Origin of the sequence: Actinomycetospora sp. CA-084318, from assembly GCF_050955885.1 — a bacterium.
Lineage (GTDB): Bacteria > Actinomycetota > Actinomycetes > Mycobacteriales > Pseudonocardiaceae > Actinomycetospora.
This window is the reverse complement of the sequence record NZ_CP192098.1, coordinates 1,898,521-1,916,219: the sequence shown is the minus strand read 5'-3', so window position 1 is coordinate 1,916,219 and position 17,699 is coordinate 1,898,521. Positions and strand designations below refer to the sequence as shown.

Sequence of the window (17,699 nt, the reverse complement as noted above, 5' to 3'; positions counted from 1 at the left end):
TGAGCGCTGCGGGCCGGGCGACCCGAGCGGCGTGGTGAGAACAGTCGTCGTCGGGGGCCCGCCGGCCATCGGGGCTCCCGCCGGGTTCCCGGGGCGACCCCCTAGGGGATCCGGGGTCCCTCGACCGGTCGGCACCCCGGGATCACGGCACGTGAACCAGCTCAACCATCCGAACGGAGCAGGGTCACTCGTTCGAGCTACGAACGTGTAACGGTCTTCGGGATCGGGTCGATGATGCGCACGAGTCAGCGACACGGTGCCGCCCCGTCCGGGCGGCCGGGGCGGATGGAGCTGGGTGTGACGATGGTGGACCCGCGGCACGCGGGAACGGCAGGGCGCGGTACCCCCGTCGCCTATGACCTGGGCATCGACCTGGGGACCACGTTCACCGCCGCTGCCGTCCACCTCGCTCCGGCCCTCGACGTGCGCGTGGTCGGCCTCGACCGCGGCGCCGTCCAGGTCCCCTCCGTGCTGCTCGTCGACGACGACGGGTCCCTGCTCGTCGGCGGCGAGGCCGAGGCCCGCGCCCCGTTCGCGCCGCAGCGCGTGGTCCGCGAGTTCAAGCGCCGCCTGGGCGACGACACCCCGATCGTCGTCGCCGGTGAGGGCTTCTCCGCCGACGGCGTGGCCGCCGAGATGGTCCGCTGGACCGCCGACCGCGTCGCCGGGCAGCAGGGCTGCGAGCCCCGCCGCCTCGCCGTGGCCCACCCCGCCGGCTGGGGCGCCTACCGCCGCCGGGTCTTCACCGAGGCCCTCGCCGAGGTCGGCCTGCACGACGTCGTCCTGCTCACCGAGCCCGAGGCCGCCGCCTCCGCGCACGCCGCCGCCGGCCGCCTCCCGGTCGGGCGCACCGTCGCCGTCTACGACCTCGGCGGCGGCACCTTCGACGCCGCCGTCGTCCGCGGCGTACCCGCCTCTCCCGTCGCCCCGGTCGGCCTGACCGTCCTCGGTCGCGGCCAGGGTCTCGAGGCCCTCGGCGGCATCGACTTCGACGAGGCCCTGTTCTGGCACGTCTGCTCCGAGCTCGGCGGCGCGGTCGCCGCGCTCGACCCGGCCGACCCCGCCACCGTCCGGACCGTCGCCGGCTTGCGCCGCGCCTGCGTGCTGGCGAAGGAGGCGCTGTCGGTCGACACCGAGGCCGTCGTCGACGTCCGCCTCCCGAACGTCACGACCCGCGTCCGCGTCACCCGCGGCGAGTTCGAGGAGATGATCGCCCCGGCCCTGCGCCAGACGATCGACGTCCTCGGCGAGGTCCTCGACTCCGCCCGCGTCCGCCCCGCCGACCTCGACGGCGTCCTGCTCGTCGGCGGCTCCTCCCGCATCCCGCTGGTCGCCCGGATGCTGACCGCCGAGCTGGGCCGCCCGGTGTCGATCGACCCGGACCCCACCACCGTCGTCGCCCGCGGCGCCACCTGGGCCGCCGCGGCCGCCTCCGGGGTCGTCCGCCCGCCGTCGGGCCCGTTCCCCGCCGTCTCCGGCCCCTTCCCGACGCCGGGTCGTGCCCCGATCTCGGGGCCCTTCGAGCGTCCCGAGCCGCGCACCGAGTTCGTCGGGCCGGCCGCCGCACTGCTCGCCCACGCCGAGGCGGACCCCCGCACCGAGTTCGTCGGGCCCGCCGCGGCGCTGCGGGCGCACGCGGAGGACCCGGTCACCCATCCCGTGCGCCTGCGCCCGCAGGTCGACGACGAGCCGGTCACCGACACCCTCGGCTCCGGCCTGCCGAGCCGCACCCCGATGCCCACGAGCGCGCTGCCGCCCGCCCGGGTCGCCTCCCCGGCGCCCTGGCCGGGCCCGCTCGCGCCGCCGAGCAGGCCCGACACCCGCAAGCGCCGCATCGCCATCGGTGCCGGCGCCGCCGCCGTGCTCGTGGCCGGCGGGGTCGTCGCGGTCGCCGTGCCGATGGTGAAGAACACGAGCGGCGAGGCCAGCATCGCCGCGACCCAGGCCCCGGCCGCACCCGCCGCTCCTGCACCCTCCGTCGGCGACGCCGGCACCCTCCCGCCGAACACGCTCGGCGGCGGCGAGCAGGAACGCAACGCGACACCCGTGGCCGCCACGAAGAGCCGGACCGCCACCACTCCGGCGGCACCCGCCGCGCCGAAGCCCGTGGCTCCGGTCGCCCCCGCCGTCGTGCCGCCGCCCGCGGCCGCCCCGGCGCCGGCCCCCGCTCCCGTGGTGAACAACCCGGCTCCCGTGACCAACACCGGGACGAACCCCGGCGGCAGCGGCAAGTCCGAGACGCCGCCGCAGCCGAAGCCCGACCCCACGCCCGTGCCGTCGCCCGACCCGACCCCCGCGCCCGGGAGCACGACGACCCCGCCGGCCGTGACCGACCCGGCGGCGGCGAAGACCGCGTGAGCGCCCCCGAGCTCGAGCGCCCGATGACCACGGACCTCGTCACCATCGCCGAGCAGGCCGCCCTGACCGGCGAGCTCGTCGAGGCCGCCCGGTGCGCCGACGAGGTGCTGGCCACCGACGCCCCCGAGCGCGACCTCGTCCGCGCCGCCCGGGTCCTCGCCGCGGTGCACGCCCACCGCGGGATGCTGACCGACGCTGCCGAACTGCACGCCTGGGTCGCCGCCGTGGCCCCGACGGGCGTCTCCCCCGCCGCCGCGATCGCCCTCGTCGGCACCGGCCGCGAACTCCCCGCGTCCCCGGCCGACCCCGGCCGTCCCGCGCCGCCCACCCTCCGGACCGGCGCCGACGGCCTCGTCGGGAAGGCGATCCGGGCGAGCGTGCGGCCCGGCGGGTCGGCCTCGGCGCTGTCCGACCTCACCCGTGCGGCCGCCATGCTCGAGTGCTGCGCGACCCCCGTGCTCCACGACGACTCGCCGGCCGCCCTCGGCGCCCTGGTCGCCCTGCACCGCGGCGAGCCCGACCTCGCCCGCACCCTCGTCGACCGCGCCCTCGCCACCGACCTCGGCGGTGCGCCCTACCGCCGCCGGCATCTGCTGCTGCGCGCCTGGGCCGACATGGCGGGCGGCGACCTGCTCGCGGCCCGCGCCGGGCTCGACGCCGCGAACGCCCGTCCGGAGCCGGTCCACGCGCGGGACGAGCTGGTGGCGGTGGCGCTCGAGGCCGGCCTGGTCCGGCGCGCCGGCGACACCCGTGGCCTGCTCGCCGTGTGGTCCCGCGCCCGCGAGGCGGTGCTGCGGCACGCGGTCGACCTGTGGTCGCTCCTCCCGATCGGTGAGCTCGCGGTCGTGGCCGGCCGGCTCGGCCAGCTCGGCTGGCTCGCCCCGCACCTGCAGGCCGGCGACGAACTCCTCGCCGCGCTCGGCGAGCCCGTGCTCTGGGCCGCGCCGTGGCACTGGTGCGCGTTCCTCGCCGCGGTCGCCGCCGACGACCCGCCCGCCGCCCAGCGCCACGCCGCCCACCTCGCCGAGGGCGCCGCCGACGTGGCCGCCCAGGCCGGTTCGCTCGCGGTCGTCCTCTCCCGCGCCGCCCGCACCTGGCTGCACGTGCTCGCCGGGGACGTCGACGCCGACGAGGTCACCGCCGTCGCGGGCTCGCTCTCCGACGCCGGCCTGGCCTACGACGGCGCGCGCCTGGCGAAGGAGGCCGCCGTGCGCACCAGCGACAAGCGCGTCCTCGCCGCGATGCTGAACCTCGCCCGTGGTCTGCTCGCCGGGCCGGCCGCGCCCGTCGAGTCGGCCCCCGCTCCGGCCGCGCCGTCGTCGCCGGCCGAGCCCGCCGCGCCCGCACCCGCCGCCGTGACCCCGTCCCCGCGGCCGGGCGTGCTCTCCGACCGCGAGCGTGAGGTGGCGGAGCTGCTCCTCGACGGCCTGACCTACCGCGAGATCGGCGACCGCCTGTTCATCACGGCCAAGACGGTCGAGCACCACGTCCGCGGCATGCGCCAGCGCCTCGGCTCGGAGTCCCGCACCGACCTGTTCGCCGATCTCCGGGCGTCCCTCTCGGGCTGAGCGCCCGGTACGAGGTCGCGAAGCTTCCGACTGATCATCCTGAAGTCGATGGAACCGTTCGTCGTCCGCGTGAGTCCGAGCCCATGTGAAGGCCGACCAGTTCATCGCTTCCCGTAACGGCGTCATCACCCGATCCCAGGCGAAGCAGTGCGGGATGAGCGACGACCAGATCGCCCGGAAGATCGCGAGCGGCGAGTGGGTCCGGCGTGCACCCGGGGTCTACTTCGTGACGGCCTGGCCCTGGACGGCGGCGGCACGGGTGCGGATCGCCGCGGAGTGGATCCGCCCCGTTGGCGCGCTGATCGGAATCTCGGCAGCCTGGTGGTTGGGGCTCGGAGTGGCCAACCCGCACCCGATCGTCGTCGCGCTCCCACCGGGTGACTCCCGCCGGGCGCCGTCGGGGCTCTCCGTGGTGCATCGGGACCTTCGAGGTGACCGGATGCTGCATCGAGATCTGTGGGTGACGACGAAGGCGTTGACCGTCCTGGACGCCGCCGTCGCCCTCGGTCGTGAGGGGCAGGCCTTCCTCGACCGTGCGCTCCAGCAGAAGGTCGTGTCCCTCGACGAACTGCGGGCGACGCAGTCGCGTCACCTGGGCCGACGGGGATCGCGCGCCGCCCATGAGCTCCTGGTCCAGGCGGCGGATCGTGCGGCGTCGAAGGCGGAGCGCATGGTGATCGCCCTCCTGAAGGACGCGGGTATCACCGGGTGGGCGGTGAACCTGGCCGTCACGCTCTCCGACGGGCGCGAGGCGATCATCGACATCGCGTTCGTCGGCGCGAAGTTCGCCCTGGAGATCGACGGCTGGGCGTTCCACTCCGATCCGGAGCGGTTCATCGACCGTCGGGCGCGCACCCGCGCCCTGGTCGCCGACGGATGGGTCGTCGCCGAGGTCGCCTGGCGTGACCTCGTGCAGCGCCCGGAGAAGGTGATCGACGAGATCCGCCGGACGCTTGCACTCCGCTGCGCGCCCTGAGCCGGACCAAGATCACCAGGACGTGGAGCATCCGGACGGCTGGCGCACGAATCCTCCACGTCCTGATGATCATGGTCGGCCACCGGCCGCTGGCCGCCCCGGGACGGAGGCGACCACGACCTACCTACAGGTTCTCGATCTCCACCGGCGGCACCTCGACCGACAGCCCGAACAGGCGCGCGTAGAAGGCCAGCTCCGCGTCCAGGGCGCGCCGGATGTTCTCGGCGGCGCGGAAGCCGTGCTGCTCCCCGGGGAAGAGCAGATACGCCACGGGCACGCCCCGGGAGCGCAGCGCCGACACGATCATCTCCGACTGGTTCGGCGGGACGATCGCGTCCTCCTCGCCCTGCAGCACGATCAGCGGCGTCGAGAACTCGGCCACGTGCGTCAGCGGCGAGCGCTCCACGTACACGTCGCGGGCCTCCGGGTACGGCCCGACGAGCCCGTCGAGGTAGCGCGACTCGAACTTGTGCGTGTCCCGGGCGAGCGCCTCGAGGTCGGCGACCCCGAAGTGGTCGGCGCCCGCGGCGAACGGGGTGTCGGGTCGGGCCAGGGCAGCGAGCACCGTGAACCCGCCCGCCGAGCCGCCCCGGATCGCCAGCCGAGCAGGGTCCACCCGGCCCGACGACGCCAGGGCGCGGGCCGCCGCGAGGCAGTCGGCGACGTCGACGAGTCCCCACGCGCCCTTGAGCTGCTCGCGGTAGGCGCGCCCGTACCCGGTCGACCCGCCGTAGTTCACGTCGACGACGCCGAACCCGTGGCTCGTCCAGTACTGCAGGCCCACGGCGAGCACCGGGGACGCGGCGCCGGTCGGACCGCCGTGGATCACGACGAGCAGCGGCGGCGGGCCGGAGACCGATCCCGACGGCGGGTAGTACAGCGCGTGCGCGTCCCGGGCGCTGCCGTCCGGTGCCACCGAGGCGAACGTCAGCGGCTCGGGCACGGAGATCGTCGTCGGGTCGAGCCCGAGGTCACGGGGCGGGCGGAGCGTGGTCACCGCGCCGGCCAGGGAGACCCGGTGCACCCCGGGCTCGGCCGTCGGGCTCCCGGCGATGCAGACGACGCCGTCGCCGTCCGCGCGCACGGAGCGGACCGCCGTGAACCCCGTGTCCAGCTCGGTCAACTCACCCGAGGGCGACCGCACCACCAGCGCGTCGAACCCGTCCGACGACCGCGCGAACACCACGGACCCCTCGTCGAGCACGGCGTAGCGCGACCCACCGAGCGCCCAGCCCGGCTCGCCGATCTCCGCCTCCAGCTCCACCAGCGGCTCGACACCGGCCCGGGAGGACCAGCGGTAGAGGTTCCACCAGCCGGTGCGGTCGGAGATGAAGGTGAGCGACCCGTCGTCGTGCCAGGCGGGCTCCGAGACCGACTCCCCCGCGCCACCGGCGACCACCGTGTCGGCGCCGGAGGACAGCGAGCGCACGGTCAGCACCACGTCGTCCCACGGCATCGACGGGTGGTCCCACGACAGCCACGCGAGCTGCCCACCATCGCGCGACAGCCGCGGTGCGGCGACGAAGTCCGGGCCGCTGACCAGCACCTCCGGCTCCGACGGCGCCACCGCCGACAGGCGCACCACCTCGTTGACGACCTCGGTCGCCGGGGCGCCCGCCGTCGGGTGGTGCTCGCGGACGCAGACCAGCCAGGTGCCGTCGGCGGCCACGTCGCCGTCGGCGTAGCGGTCGCCGCGCGGGGCCGCGGGCTCCGGCGTCAGCACCGTCACCTCGTCGTCGGCGATCCGACGCAGCCGCTGGTCGGACCAGTCGACGGCGAACACGACGCCGTCGTGGACCCACCAAGCACCGCCGCCGTACTCGTGCACGGCGGTGCGGGCGTTCGAGCCCTCGGGCAGGAGGTCCCGCACCGTCCCGTCCGCCGCGCGGCGCACGAGCTGCACCCGCCCGCCGTCGGACGCGCGCCCCTCCCCCCAGACGACGCCGTCCCCGTCGGGCAGGACCGCGTCGAGGCGGACGGCAGCGGTCACGACGAGGTCGGAGGTCACCGGTGTCACGTCGCGCACGGTAGACCGCCCACCGCTTCGGGATCGGTCAGGTCCGGACCACGGCGGCGGGAGCGGTTAGCGTGCCTGGCCATCGGGTACGCCGGGAACGAACCGGGTGTCCGCCGAACGCGGAGGTGGTCGCGATGAGTCTGCTCCTGGGGAACCTACGCGACCTGATCGGCGACCTCTGGCACGACGACGACGAGCCGGACCCCGACGCCGGCGACGCCACGGACGACTACCCGGTCGCCCCGCGCGAGTAGTCGCCCGCCCGTCGCAGCAGCGCCTCCCGCACCTCGTCGGCCGGTTGCGGTCGGGAGAACAGATACCCCTGGGCCACCCGGCAGCCGAGTTCGACGAGCGTCGCCGCGGCCTCCTCGCTCTCCACGCCCTCGGCGATGAGGTCCAGACCGAACGACTCGGCGAGCTTGATGATCGAGCGGACGATCGCGTGGTCGTCGGGGTTGTGCCCGAGGTCCTGGACGAAGCCGCGGTCGATCTTGAGCGTGTTCACCGGGAACGCCTTGAGCTGCGCCAGCGAGCTGTATCCGGTGCCGAAGTCGTCGATCGCGATCGCGACCCCCATCGCCCGCAGGCCGTGCAGCGTCCGCCGGGCCGCGACGTCGTCGCTGACCACGGCGTGCTCGGTGACCTCCAGGATCAGGTGCCGGCCGTCGAGCCCGTTGCGGTCGAGCACCGAGGCCACCGTCGCCACGAAGTCCATCGCGATCAGCTGCACGGGCGAGATGTTCACCGACACGGCGAACCCGTCCAGTGCCCCGGCCGGCAGCTCCGCGCGCCACGCCGCGAACTGGCGGCACGCCTCGCCGAGCACCCAGTCCCCCAGCTCGCCGGCCAGGTTGGTGGCCTCGGCGACCCCGACGAACAGTTCCGGCGCGACCGGCCCGAGCGTCGGGTGGTTCCACCGCACGAGGGTCTCCACGCCGACCGGCACGCGGGTCCGAAGGTCGACGATCGGCTGGTAGGCCACGGTCAAGGAGCCGTCGCGGATCGCGGTCAGCAGGTTCATCTCGACCGCCACGCGCACCTGCTCGCGCTTCTCCATCTCGGCGGTGAACACCACGACGTTGTTGCCGCCGCGGCTCTTGGCCACCAGCACGGCCTGGTCGGCCGAGCGCAGCCACTGCGCGAGCGACACGTCCGCCGGCTCCATCACGGCGATGCCCACGCTCACGGTGCGTCCCAGTGACTGCCCGCCGAGCTGGATCGGCTGGGAGATCGCCCGCTGCACGCGTTCGGCGAGGGCCACCGCCCGGGTCTCGTCGCAGGGGCCGTCGACCGCCACGACGAGTTCGTCCCCGCCCAGCCGCGCGACGACGTCGGCCGGGTCGACCGCGTCGCGCAGCCGCCCGGCGATCTCGACGATGAACCGGTCCCCGGCCTCGTGGCCGAGGAAGTCGTTCATCGCCTTGAGCCGGTCGACGTCGAGGAACAGCAGCGCGCGGGTGCCGGGCCCGCCCGCCGCCAGGACGCCCTTGAGGTGGTCCATCAGCGCGCGCCGGTTCGGCAGGCCGGTCAGCTCGTCGTGGTGGGCGATGTGGCGCAGCCGGTCCTCGGCGGCCATCCGGCCCTGCATCTGCGCGATGAGGAGCGCGATCGTCGACAGCGCCTGCAGTTCCTCGGCCGGCCAGCCGCGGTCGCTGTACTGCAGGAACCCGATGATGCCGGTGGTCCGCCCGGCCTGGCGCAGCGGGACGACGGCGAGCGAGGTCGGCGGCGCGCCCGACCCCTCGCGCACCCGCTCCTGGTACTCCACCGAGTCCGACGGGCGGACGATCATGATCTGGGAGAGATGCTCCGCCTCGGCGAAGACGGGGTCGGCGTCCGCGAACGGGACGACGCCCAGGGGGTCCGGGTCCGGGACGTGCTCGCGCGGCGGCCACTCCGCGACCAGCACGGTGGCGCGGCGACGTTCGTCGTGGAACCGCACGAAGCTCTGGTCGACGCCGAGCTGCCGGACCATCATCGCCAGCACGGACTCGGCCGCGTGGTGCAGTCCCGCCGAGTCGACCCCCATGAGGGTCGTCGCGACCGCCGTGACCAACGCGTCCAGCGTCGGCTCGGGGTCGGGATCCGGCTGCTCCACGTACAGAGCGTAACGAATGCTCGGCCATTCAGGCACCACGCCGTCGCTCCCCCCGAGCTCCGCGCCCCACCGTTCGGAGGGGTACAGCCTAGGGCGTCGGGGCCCGTGCGCCCCAGTCCTGCGCGGCCGCTTCCAGCTCGAACGCCACCTCCAGCAGGGTCCGCTCGTCGCCCCGCCGCCCCGCCAGCTGCACGCCGACCGGCAGCGTCCCGGCCCGTCCCGCGGGCACCGCGACCGCCGGGGCGCCCGCGACGTTCTGCAGCGGGGTGAACCCCACGTAGCGGACCAGGCGCTGCGCCAGCTCGTCGAACGGCACGGCCGGATGCAGCCACCCGAGGCGCGGGGTGCGGTGCGCGAGCACGGGCGAGAGCAGCACGTCGTGGTGCGTGAACTCCTCCGCGTAGGCCAGGGCCCGCAGCCGCCGGAGGAACCCGGGGCGACGCGGAGCCGTCGTCGCGAAGTGGCGGGCGAGGCCGCGCGTGAGCGGGTCCAGCCGGGACCGGTCGAAGCTCGGCCCGAACGCCGCCCGTCCGCCCGCGGTGACCGAGAACGCGAGCAGGCCCCAGTAGACGAGGAAGTCGTCGACGAAGGCCGTCCCGACGGCGGGTGCGTGCGGCTCGACCCGGTGGCCGGCGGACTCGAGCGCGGTGGCGGCCCGCTGCACCGCGACACGCGTCGCGGTGTCGACCTCACCCCCGGCCGGGCTGTGCAGCACCACCCCGACGCGCAGCCGTCGTCCCGGTCCCTCGACGCGGGGCTCGCCGCTCATCGCCGCGAACGCGAGCGCGGTGTCCCGGACGGTGCGGGTGACCACCCCGTCGGCGACCAGGTCGATCGGCATCAGCGCGCCGTGGGCGCTGCGCGCGAGGCGGCCGCGGCCCGGCTTCAGCCCGACGAGCCCGCACGCGGCGGCGGGGATGCGGATCGACCCCCCGCCGTCGTTGGCGTGCGCGAGGGGCACGGCTCCGGCCGCGACGAGGGCCGCGGCGCCGCCGGACGAGGCACCGGCGGAGTGGGCGGGATCGTGCGGGTTGCGGGTGGGCTCGGCGTCGACGAACTCGGTCGTCGCGTTGAGTCCGAACTCCGGCATGCGGCTGGTGCCGACCAGGTCCAGCCCGGCGGCGAGCAGCTGCTCCGTCACCGCGGCGTGCGCCCGGGCGGGCCGCGGCTCGTAGGCGGCCGACCCGTTCGTCGTCGGCCACCCCGCGACGTCGGTGTTCTCCTTGACCAGCGTCGGCACCCCGGCGAGCGGCGCGTCGGCACGCCCGGCGACCGGGGCGTCGGTCCGGTCGAGCCCGAGGCCGCGGACCGTCGGATCGACCGCGGCGAGCCGTTCCGCGACGGCCGTGCGCAGCTCCGTCGGCGAGACCTCCCGGCGGCGCAGCCGTGCCACGAGGCCGGTGACGTCGTCGTCGCCCAGGGCGTCGTCGGGCACGGTCCCCTCTCCTCCGACGTGGCTCCTCCGGCTGGCAGCGAAGCGTCGTCACTGGCGTCCAGTGACAGCAACGCCACATCGTCGGAGACGTCACGGGCCCGCAGCGCCACGTCACACCCGGCCGTCGTGGCGTACCCCGGGGTACCTGCGGACCATCGGGGGCTCGTCGACCGGGAGGTAACCGTGAACCCCCAGGAACGCTTCGACCGCTTCCGCTCCGCGCTCGGCTTCCGCGCCGACCTGGCCATCGGCTCCGACGCCCCGGGTCTCGCCCTGGCCGCCCTCGACGGCGAGCCGATCGCTCCTCCGGTGCACCTGCACGTCGACGCCGCGAGCCTCACCGAGCACCTCGGCGCCCCCGCCGACGACGACCACGAGGCAGCCCGGCTCCAGTCCCTGCTCGCGCAGATCGAGGAGGCCCTGCTCGTGCGCGAGCACGGGCAGGACCACCTCGTCCTCGACGGCGCCGGGCTCCGGGCGGCGACGAGCGCCCCGTCCTGACGGTCAGACCCCGGCCGTCACGTCCACGGCCGCCCGGACCCCGGCCGGCGCGGGCCGCGACGGGTCGACCAGGATTTTCGCGTCCGTCGGCGTCGAGAGCCGCGCGAACGTCTCCGGCACCTCGTCGAGCGAGACGTGTCCGCTGATCATCGGGGCCACGTCCAGCCTCCCGGCGCAGAGTTCGTCGAACACGGCGAAGAACTGGTCCGGCGAGTACATCAGCGAGAACCGGACGTCGATCTCCTTGAGCACCGCCTCCGTCGGGGAGAACGAGTCGGTGTTCATGCAGAGCCCGGCGACGACGATCCGCGAGGCGGGCGGCGCGCCGGCGATCACCTCCTGGATCATCCCCGGCACGCCGACGCACTCGAAGGCGACGGTGGGCCGCAGCGGGAGCTGCCCGAGTACGGCGGTCGGCTCGGTCATCCGCTCCGGGTCGTCGGTCGCGGCGACCTCGGCCCACGCCGTGTAGGGCGAGGTCTGCGCCGGGTCGACGACCACGTCGGCGCCCATCCGCCCGGCCAGTTCCCGCCGCGCGGCCGAGTAGTCCGCGGCGACGATCGGGTGCACGCCCCGGCTCCTCAGCACGGCGAGCACCGCGAGACCGATGGGGCCGCACCCGACGACGAGCGCGACGTCGTCGGGACCGAGCTGCGCCTTCGCCACCGCCCGGGACGCCACCGCGAGCGGCTCGGTGAGCGCCGCGATCGCGGTGTCGACGTGGTCGGGCACCGGCATGAGCAGCGGCTCGGAGAGGAGCATCCGCTCCGAGTAGCCGCCGGGGACCTCCGGGCCGCAGAACCCCACGAACGCCGGGGTCTCGCGCAGCAGGGCGGCCATGGAAACCACGCGGGTGCCGACCGGAAGCGTCTGCTGGGTGCACGCGCCGTACTCGGAGATCGCGCCGACGAACTCGTGGCCGAAGCTCACCGGACGCGAGAGGTCCATGAGCTCGACGCCGAGCGCGTTGCGGGTGGCGGCGTTGAAGTCCGCCCCGTGGCGGGCGCAGTGCAGGTCCGAGCCGCACACCCCGCAGGCGAGGACGTCGACGACGACCTCGCCGGGGCCGGGCTCCGGGTCGGGGACCTCGGCGACCCGGACCTCGCGGTCCTGCATGAGGACGCTGCGCATCAGCCCTGCCCCACGGGAGTGGCCTCGGTGAAGCCGGCCTCGATGTAGTTCGGCGGCTGCGTCGCCAGGGCGTCCACCAGCTCGATGTCGTGCTCGTTGACGGCCAGCAGCGCCTGCTGCGGCAGCGCGACGATCGGCAGGACCGACCCCGACGTGGTCTTCAGCTCGACCGGGCCCGTGCTCTTCGGCATCTCGTTCTCCTCGATGAGGACGTGGTGGTGTGATCGAGACAACCAGCTGGGGACGCTGCAGGCTTGACTCCGCGCGACAGGTCTTTGACTCTCCACGACAATGGACGCGTTGATCCGATCGGCCTCGCTGCAGGGGTTCGACACCCTCGTCACCGAGCTCGGTGCCGACCCCGCGCCGCTCATGCTCGAGGCCGGCCTACGTCCCGACCTGGCCGCGGACCGCGAGGCGTACCTGCCCTACCGGTCGCTCGCGCACCTCGTCGAGAACGCCTCCCGGACGCTGCGGTGCCCCGACTTCGGGCTGCGACTGGCGCAGTACCAGGGCATCGAGATCCTCGGCGCGGTCGCGATGATCGCGCGCCACGCCCCCACGGCCGCCGACGCGATGGTCGGGCTCAACCGGTACACGCAGTTCTACTCGACGGCCTTCGAGGTCGACCTGCACCCGCTCGACGACGGCCGGTCGCGCTACACGTTCACGATCGTCGCGGCCCGGGTGCCGGAGCGGGTCCAGGTCCTCGAGCTCTCGCTCGGGGTGTCGCTCGACCTCTTCCGCATCCTGCTCGGCGACGACTTCCGGCCCCGCCGGGCCCTGCTCCCCCACCCGGCCGTCGCCCCACCGGCCGTCTACCACGCCTTCTTCGACTGCCCGGTCACCTTCGACGCCGCGGTGTGCGGCTTCGACATCGACCAGGCGCAGCTCGAGCGCCCGCGCCGCGGCGACGACCCGGAGGTCCGCCGCCTCGCCGAGCGCTACCTGGAGACGACCGCGGTGCCGGTCGGGGCGGACCTGCACACGCACGTCCACGAGCTCGTCGACCGCCTGCTGCCCACCGGTCAGGCCACGATCGCGACCGTCGCCCAGCACCTCGGGCTGCACCCCCGCACGCTGCAGCGCCGGCTGCGCGACGAGGCGACCACGTTCGAGTCCGTGCTCGACGGGGTGCGCCGGGACCGCGCCGAGCAGTACGTCTGCTGGTCCGACCGGACGTTCCCGCAGATCGCGACGATGCTCGGCTACACCGAGCAGAGCACGCTCTCGCGGGCCTGCCGGCGGTGGTTCGGCGTCCCGCCGCAGCGCCTGCGCCAGGGACGTCCGGCCTAGGCGACGCGCTGCCGGTCCGAGCTCCCTACCGCTCGCCGAACCCCGCCGCGAGCTGGTCGAACATCGCCCCGAGGCTCGCCCGCAGGACGTCGCGGTCGCGCGTGCCGCCGTCGGTCCAGCGCTGCATGGCCACCCGGACGCCCGCCATCACCGTCGCGGCGACCAGCGCGGGCCGCAGCCCGACCTCGATCCCCTCGGTCGAGCCCTCGTCGGGAACGACCTCCCCGAGCCGCTCCGCGATGACGACGGCGAGCTCGCGCTCCCGGGCGGCGTAGGCCGCCAGCTGGTGCGGCAGCAGCGACGGCGTGCGGCGCATCATGCGCAGCGCGTCGAGCTGGTCGTCGCCGGCGAGCTCGTCGACGTGCTCGACGACGGCCGTGCGCAGCGCGGTCAGCACGCTCTCCGACGCGGGGCGCTCGCGCACCAGCTCCACCAGCGCGTCGCCGCGGGCGCTGTCCCCCGCGACGACGGCCTCCTCCTTGCTGGAGAAGTAGTTGAAGAAGGTGCGCATCGAGACGTCGGCGGCGTCGGCGATCTGCTCGATCGTCACGTGCTCGAGGCCGTGCTCGAGCGACAGCCCGACGGCGGCCTCGCTCAGCGCCGCCCGCGTGGCCAGCTTCTTCCGCTCCCGACGACCGAGCTCCACGGTGGTCATCGTGTCACCGCCGACATGACCTCCGTGCTCGCGTCGAGCGCGTGCCGCCCGGTCGCCTCCGCGCCGAGCTGCAGGTCGCGGCGCTGGCGACCGACCGTGCCGCCGAGCATCTCGACGTGCGGGGTCCCGCGGTACTGCGCGATGAGCAGGTGCGGCGCGACCTCGTCGTCGACCGGGAGTCGGTAGCGGCCCTCGTCGTCGGCGGTGGCGCGGGCCAGCTGACGGCCGGTGCGGTCGATCAGGGTGAGCACCGCGCCGGCGGCGGGGCGGTCACCGTCGCGGACGGCGCCCTCGACCAGCGAGACCGGCTCCGGCTCGGGCCGGGCGTCGTCGTCGTCGTCGGGAACGGCCTCGATGTCGATGGTCTCCCGCAGCGGGACCTCACGCAGGAACACGATCGCGATCAGTGCGATGAGGGCCAGCGGGGCCGCGACGAGGAACAGCAGCGCCACCGAGTCGCCGTAGGCGTTCTCGACGATGCCGCGGATCGGCTCGGGCAGGTTCGCGACGTTCGGGATCTGACCGCTCGACGACGACGTCGCCGAGGCCGGGATGCCGGCGGCGGCGAGCCCGGAGGTGATCGCCGAGGAGACGTGCCCGGAGAGCAGGGCCCCGAGCGCGGCGACGCCGGCGGCACCACCGAGCGAGCGGAAGAAGGCGACGGTCGAGCTGGCGGCACCCATGTCGCGCAGGGCGACCTGGTTCTGGACGGCGAGCACGAGGTTCTGCTGCGTGAACCCGACGCCGACGCCGACCAGCACCATCGCGACGGCGAGCTCCCAGTACGGGGTGTCCGCGCCCATCACCAGGCCCTGCATGAGCAGCCCGGCGACCAGCGAGATCCCGCCGCCGACCAGGAAGCCCTTCCACTTGCCGGTCCGCGAGATGAGCTGCCCGACGATCGTCGAGGCGAGGAACAGCCCGGCGATCATCGGCAGGGTCAGCAGCCCGGCCTCGGTGGCCGAGGCGCCGCGCGAGAGCTGGAAGAACTGCGAGAGGTACACCGACGAGCCGAACATCGCGACGCCGACGAAGAGCGCGGCGACGGTGGCGAGGGCGACGGTGCGGTTGCGGAAGAGCTGCAGCGGGACGACCGGCTCCTTCGCGCGGTTCTCGACGACGACGGCGAGCACCAGCGCGACGACCCCGACGGCGAGCCACACGAGCGAGGCCCAGGAGATCCAGGCGAAGTTCTTGCCGCCGAGCGAGACCCAGACGAGCAGGGCGGAGACGCCGCCGGCGACGAGCAGCGCGCCGAGGTAGTCGATGTGCACCTCGCGCTTCTCGGTGGGCACCGTCAGGGTCCGCTGGAGCACGACGAGGGCGATGACGGCGATCGGCACGGTGACGTAGAAGCACCAGCGCCAGCCGATGGTGTCGACGATGACGCCGCCGATGAGCGGGCCGCCGACGGTCGCCACGGCCATGATCGCGCCGAGGTAGCCGGAGTACCGACCGCGCTCGCGCGGCGGGATGATCGCGGCGATCACGACCTGCGCGAGCGCGGTCAGCCCACCCATGCCGAGGCCCTGCAGGACGCGGAAGCCGATCAGCTCCGGCGTCGAGGTCGAGAGGCCGGCCAGCATCGAGCCGACGATGAAGACGCCGATCGCGAGCTGGACCAGCAGCTTCTTGGAGAACAGGTCGGCGAGCTTGCCCCAGATCGGGGTGGACGCGGTCATCGCCAGCAGGGACGCGGTGACCACCCAGGTGTACTGCGCCTGGGTGCCGCCCAGGTCGCCGATGATCCGCGGCAGGGCGTTGGACACGATCGTCGAGCTGAGGATCGCGACGAACAGGGCCATCAGCAGGCCCGAGAGCGGGATGAGCACGGCGCGGCGGCTGGTGCGCGCGGGTGCGGCGGTGGTCATGGGGTCCGGCCTTTGCGAGAGGAGTCGCCACGGCCTGCCCGTGGCGCCGTCCTTCACACTACGCATCTCTGCATAGCGTGCAAGTTTGCGCGTTGTGCTGTCGTGCACACTGCGCAGTGGTTTCAGGCGGAGCGGTCCCGGAGCTCGATCGCGATCTGCGCGGCGTCCAGGTCGGCGAGGGCGTCCTCGAGGACGTCCGCGTCGAAGGTGCCGTGGTCGCGGGCGTCGAGCAGCGCCGTGCGCTGCGCCTCCAGGACGGCGAGCCGCCACCGGATCTGCGCCTGCCGGGACCCGTCCGCGTCCGGGACGGGCTCGGGCAGCTCGTCCCCCGCGTGCCGCATGAGCTCGAGGAGCCGCACACGGTCGGCCTGCGCCTGCTCGTCGGTCGCGCCGGGGTCCGACGGCGCGAGGCGTCGGACCAGGGGGCCGATGGTCCCGCCCTGCACCAGCAGCGACAGCGTCGCGACCGTGAAGGCGACGAGCACGAGGACCGACCGCTGCGGTGTCGACTCCGGCAGGGTCTGCGCCGCGGCCACGGTGACCGCGCCGCGCATCCCGGCCCACACCACCGTCGCGCCCTCACGCGGGCCGAGCGGCTGCCGCAGGAAGTAGTCGATGTCGGCCACGACCTGGGTCACCCGGGAGGCGAAGCGTTCGAGCTGGCGACCCGAGGGAGCACGACGACGGTGGTTGACCTCGGCGAAGGCCTCCTGCTGCCCCTGCGCCGTGGTCATCCGGTCCTGCATCTCCTGCATGCGCTCGCGCAACTGCCCGCTACGCCGGGACCGGAGGGCGAGGACCTTCAGCAGCGGCGCGACGTAGGCCGCGCGGAGGAGGACCGTCAGGACGAGGGCGCCCACCGCGACGAGCACGGCCGTGCCGACACCGGCGTGGTCGCGCTCGACGGACTCGACGATCGCGCGGATCTGCAACCCCATCGTCAGGAAGACCGCGCCCTCGAGGACGAGTTCGACGGTGCGCCAGTTCTGCGAGTCCGAGAGGCGGTTCCGCACGGAGAGGTCACGCGGGGCGCGGACCCCGGTGACGAGGCCCGCGACGACGGCGGCGACCAGGCCGGAGGCCTCCAGCAGCTCGGCCGGCACGCTGGCGAGGAAGGGCACGGCGAACGAGACGACGGTGCTGACGGTCGGGTCGGACACCCGCCTGCGGACCTGCAGGGCGAGCACCCCGACGGCGCCCCCGACGACGACCGCGACGGCCACCGAGTACGCGAAGGACCCGAGCGCGCCCCAGAAGGAGAAGGCCGCAGCGGTCGCGACGATCGCCGTGCGCAGGACGACGAGCGCGGTCGCGTCGTTGAGCAGGCTCTCGCCCTCGAGCATCGCGACGACGCGCTTCGACGTCGGGGTGCGCTTGATGATCGAGGTGGCGACCGCGTCGGTCGGGCTGACGATCGCGCCGAGCGCGACGCCCCAGGCGAAGCCGAGGCCCGGCACGACCAGGGCGAAGAAGACCCCGAGCACGAGCGAGCTGGCCACGACCAGGACCACCGAGAGCCCGCTGATGGCGCCGAACTCGCGCCGGAAGTTCATGGCGGGCATCGAGACCGCGGACGAGTAGAGCAGCGGCGGCAGGACGCCCTCGAGGATCCACTCCGGCTCGATCTCCACCGACGCGAAGAGCGGGAGGAAGCTCGCGCCCACCCCGACGACGACGAGCAGGAGCGGGGCCGCGATCCCGAGACGAGGACCGAGGACGGCCGCCACCGCGATCACGATGAAGCCGCCCACCAGGACGACGAGCATCTCGGTCACGCGGGCAGCCTGGCAGGG

At 74.5% G+C, this 17,699-nt stretch carries 13 protein-coding genes; 5 read left to right on the top strand and 8 right to left on the bottom strand.

Annotation, left to right across the window (positions count from 1 at the left end; all coding sequences use genetic code 11):
• Nucleotides 1–303 precede the first annotated feature (303 nt).
• The 3 genes from ACQPYX_RS09400 (at nucleotide 304) to ACQPYX_RS09390 (ending at nucleotide 4,902) form a co-directional block, all read left to right on the top strand.
• The gene (locus ACQPYX_RS09400) at nucleotides 304–2,358 is read left to right on the top strand and encodes an Hsp70 family protein (protein WP_433803700.1); all 2,055 of its coding nucleotides are present in this window, start codon (nucleotides 304–306) and stop codon (nucleotides 2,356–2,358) included.
• Nucleotides 2,355–3,926 carry a LuxR C-terminal-related transcriptional regulator gene (locus ACQPYX_RS09395; protein WP_433802633.1) on the top strand — a complete coding sequence of 524 codons (1,572 nt, stop codon included), beginning with the start codon at nucleotides 2,355–2,357 and terminating at the stop codon, nucleotides 3,924–3,926. Before ACQPYX_RS09400 ends, ACQPYX_RS09395 begins: the two co-directional genes overlap by 4 nt.
• Nucleotides 3,927–4,011: 85 nt before the next feature.
• Complete coding sequence (locus ACQPYX_RS09390) at nucleotides 4,012–4,902, top strand: type IV toxin-antitoxin system AbiEi family antitoxin domain-containing protein (RefSeq protein WP_433802632.1); 891 nt, start codon at nucleotides 4,012–4,014, stop codon at nucleotides 4,900–4,902.
• A 124-nt stretch (nucleotides 4,903–5,026) separates the two neighbouring features.
• Here ACQPYX_RS09390 and ACQPYX_RS09385 read toward each other — a convergent pair whose 3' ends face one another.
• The 3 genes from ACQPYX_RS09385 to ACQPYX_RS09375 all read right to left on the bottom strand — a co-directional run bounded on the left by ACQPYX_RS09385 (nucleotide 5,027) and on the right by ACQPYX_RS09375 (nucleotide 10,452).
• A complete protein-coding gene (locus tag ACQPYX_RS09385; RefSeq protein ID WP_433802631.1) occupies nucleotides 5,027–6,919 on the bottom strand; it encodes a S9 family peptidase in 1,893 nt (630 codons plus the stop codon).
• A gap of 229 nt (nucleotides 6,920–7,148) precedes the next feature.
• Nucleotides 7,149–9,017, bottom strand: a complete 1,869-nt coding sequence (locus ACQPYX_RS09380; protein WP_433802630.1) for a putative bifunctional diguanylate cyclase/phosphodiesterase — start codon at nucleotides 9,015–9,017, stop codon at nucleotides 7,149–7,151.
• Nucleotides 9,018–9,105: 88 nt separating this feature from the next.
• Nucleotides 9,106–10,452 (bottom strand): amidase, encoded by a 1,347-nt coding sequence (locus ACQPYX_RS09375; RefSeq protein ID WP_433802629.1) that lies wholly within the window; start codon nucleotides 10,450–10,452, stop codon nucleotides 9,106–9,108.
• Nucleotides 10,453–10,635: 183 nt separating this feature from the next.
• Here ACQPYX_RS09375 and ACQPYX_RS09370 point away from each other — a divergent pair, with 183 nt between their 5' ends.
• Nucleotides 10,636–10,953, top strand: coding sequence for a hypothetical protein (locus ACQPYX_RS09370; protein ID WP_433802628.1), 318 nt, complete (start codon nucleotides 10,636–10,638; stop codon nucleotides 10,951–10,953).
• A 3-nt stretch (nucleotides 10,954–10,956) separates the two neighbouring features.
• Here ACQPYX_RS09370 and ACQPYX_RS09365 read toward each other — a convergent pair whose 3' ends face one another.
• Nucleotides 10,957–12,084, bottom strand: a complete 1,128-nt coding sequence (locus tag ACQPYX_RS09365; protein ID WP_433802627.1) for a zinc-binding dehydrogenase — start codon at nucleotides 12,082–12,084, stop codon at nucleotides 10,957–10,959.
• Nucleotides 12,084–12,275, bottom strand: coding sequence for a hypothetical protein (locus ACQPYX_RS09360; RefSeq protein WP_433802626.1), 192 nt, complete (start codon nucleotides 12,273–12,275; stop codon nucleotides 12,084–12,086). The genes ACQPYX_RS09365 and ACQPYX_RS09360 overlap by 1 nt, the downstream gene beginning before the upstream one ends.
• Nucleotides 12,276–12,384: 109 nt before the next feature.
• On the opposite strand from ACQPYX_RS09360, the gene ACQPYX_RS09355 reads away from it, so the two are divergent.
• On the top strand, nucleotides 12,385–13,380 hold the full coding sequence (locus ACQPYX_RS09355; RefSeq protein ID WP_433802625.1) for an AraC family transcriptional regulator: 996 nt from the start codon (nucleotides 12,385–12,387) through the stop codon (nucleotides 13,378–13,380).
• A gap of 25 nt (nucleotides 13,381–13,405) precedes the next feature.
• Here the strand turns inward: ACQPYX_RS09355 and ACQPYX_RS09350 are convergent, their stop codons facing one another.
• The 3 genes from ACQPYX_RS09350 to ACQPYX_RS09340 all read right to left on the bottom strand — a co-directional run bounded on the left by ACQPYX_RS09350 (nucleotide 13,406) and on the right by ACQPYX_RS09340 (nucleotide 17,672).
• Nucleotides 13,406–14,035 (bottom strand): TetR family transcriptional regulator, encoded by a 630-nt coding sequence (locus ACQPYX_RS09350; protein WP_433802624.1) that lies wholly within the window; start codon nucleotides 14,033–14,035, stop codon nucleotides 13,406–13,408.
• The gene (locus ACQPYX_RS09345; RefSeq protein ID WP_433802623.1) at nucleotides 14,032–15,906 is read right to left on the bottom strand and encodes a DHA2 family efflux MFS transporter permease subunit; all 1,875 of its coding nucleotides are present in this window, start codon (nucleotides 15,904–15,906) and stop codon (nucleotides 14,032–14,034) included. The genes ACQPYX_RS09350 and ACQPYX_RS09345 overlap by 4 nt, the downstream gene beginning before the upstream one ends.
• A 122-nt stretch (nucleotides 15,907–16,028) precedes the next feature.
• Entirely contained in the window at nucleotides 16,029–17,672 is a 1,644-nt protein-coding gene (locus tag ACQPYX_RS09340) for a cation:proton antiporter (protein WP_433803699.1), read from the bottom strand.
• Between the last annotated feature and the right edge of the window lie 27 nt (nucleotides 17,673–17,699).

What these genes read in the sequence shown, in the direction of transcription:
- ACQPYX_RS09360 (WP_433802626.1), bottom strand. Translation starts at nt 12,275, where the DNA reads ATGCCGAAGAGCACGGGCCCGGTCGAGCTGAAGACCACGTCGGGGTCG.
- ACQPYX_RS09365 (WP_433802627.1), bottom strand. Translation starts at nt 12,084, where the DNA reads ATGCGCAGCGTCCTCATGCAGGACCGCGAGGTCCGGGTCGCCGAGGTC.
- ACQPYX_RS09340 (WP_433803699.1), bottom strand. Translation starts at nt 17,672, where the DNA reads ATGCTCGTCGTCCTGGTGGGCGGCTTCATCGTGATCGCGGTGGCGGCC.
- ACQPYX_RS09400 (WP_433803700.1), top strand. Translation starts at nt 304, where the DNA reads ATGGTGGACCCGCGGCACGCGGGAACGGCAGGGCGCGGTACCCCCGTC.
- ACQPYX_RS09345 (WP_433802623.1), bottom strand. Translation starts at nt 15,906, where the DNA reads ATGACCACCGCCGCACCCGCGCGCACCAGCCGCCGCGCCGTGCTCATC.
- ACQPYX_RS09350 (WP_433802624.1), bottom strand. Translation starts at nt 14,035, where the DNA reads ATGACCACCGTGGAGCTCGGTCGTCGGGAGCGGAAGAAGCTGGCCACG.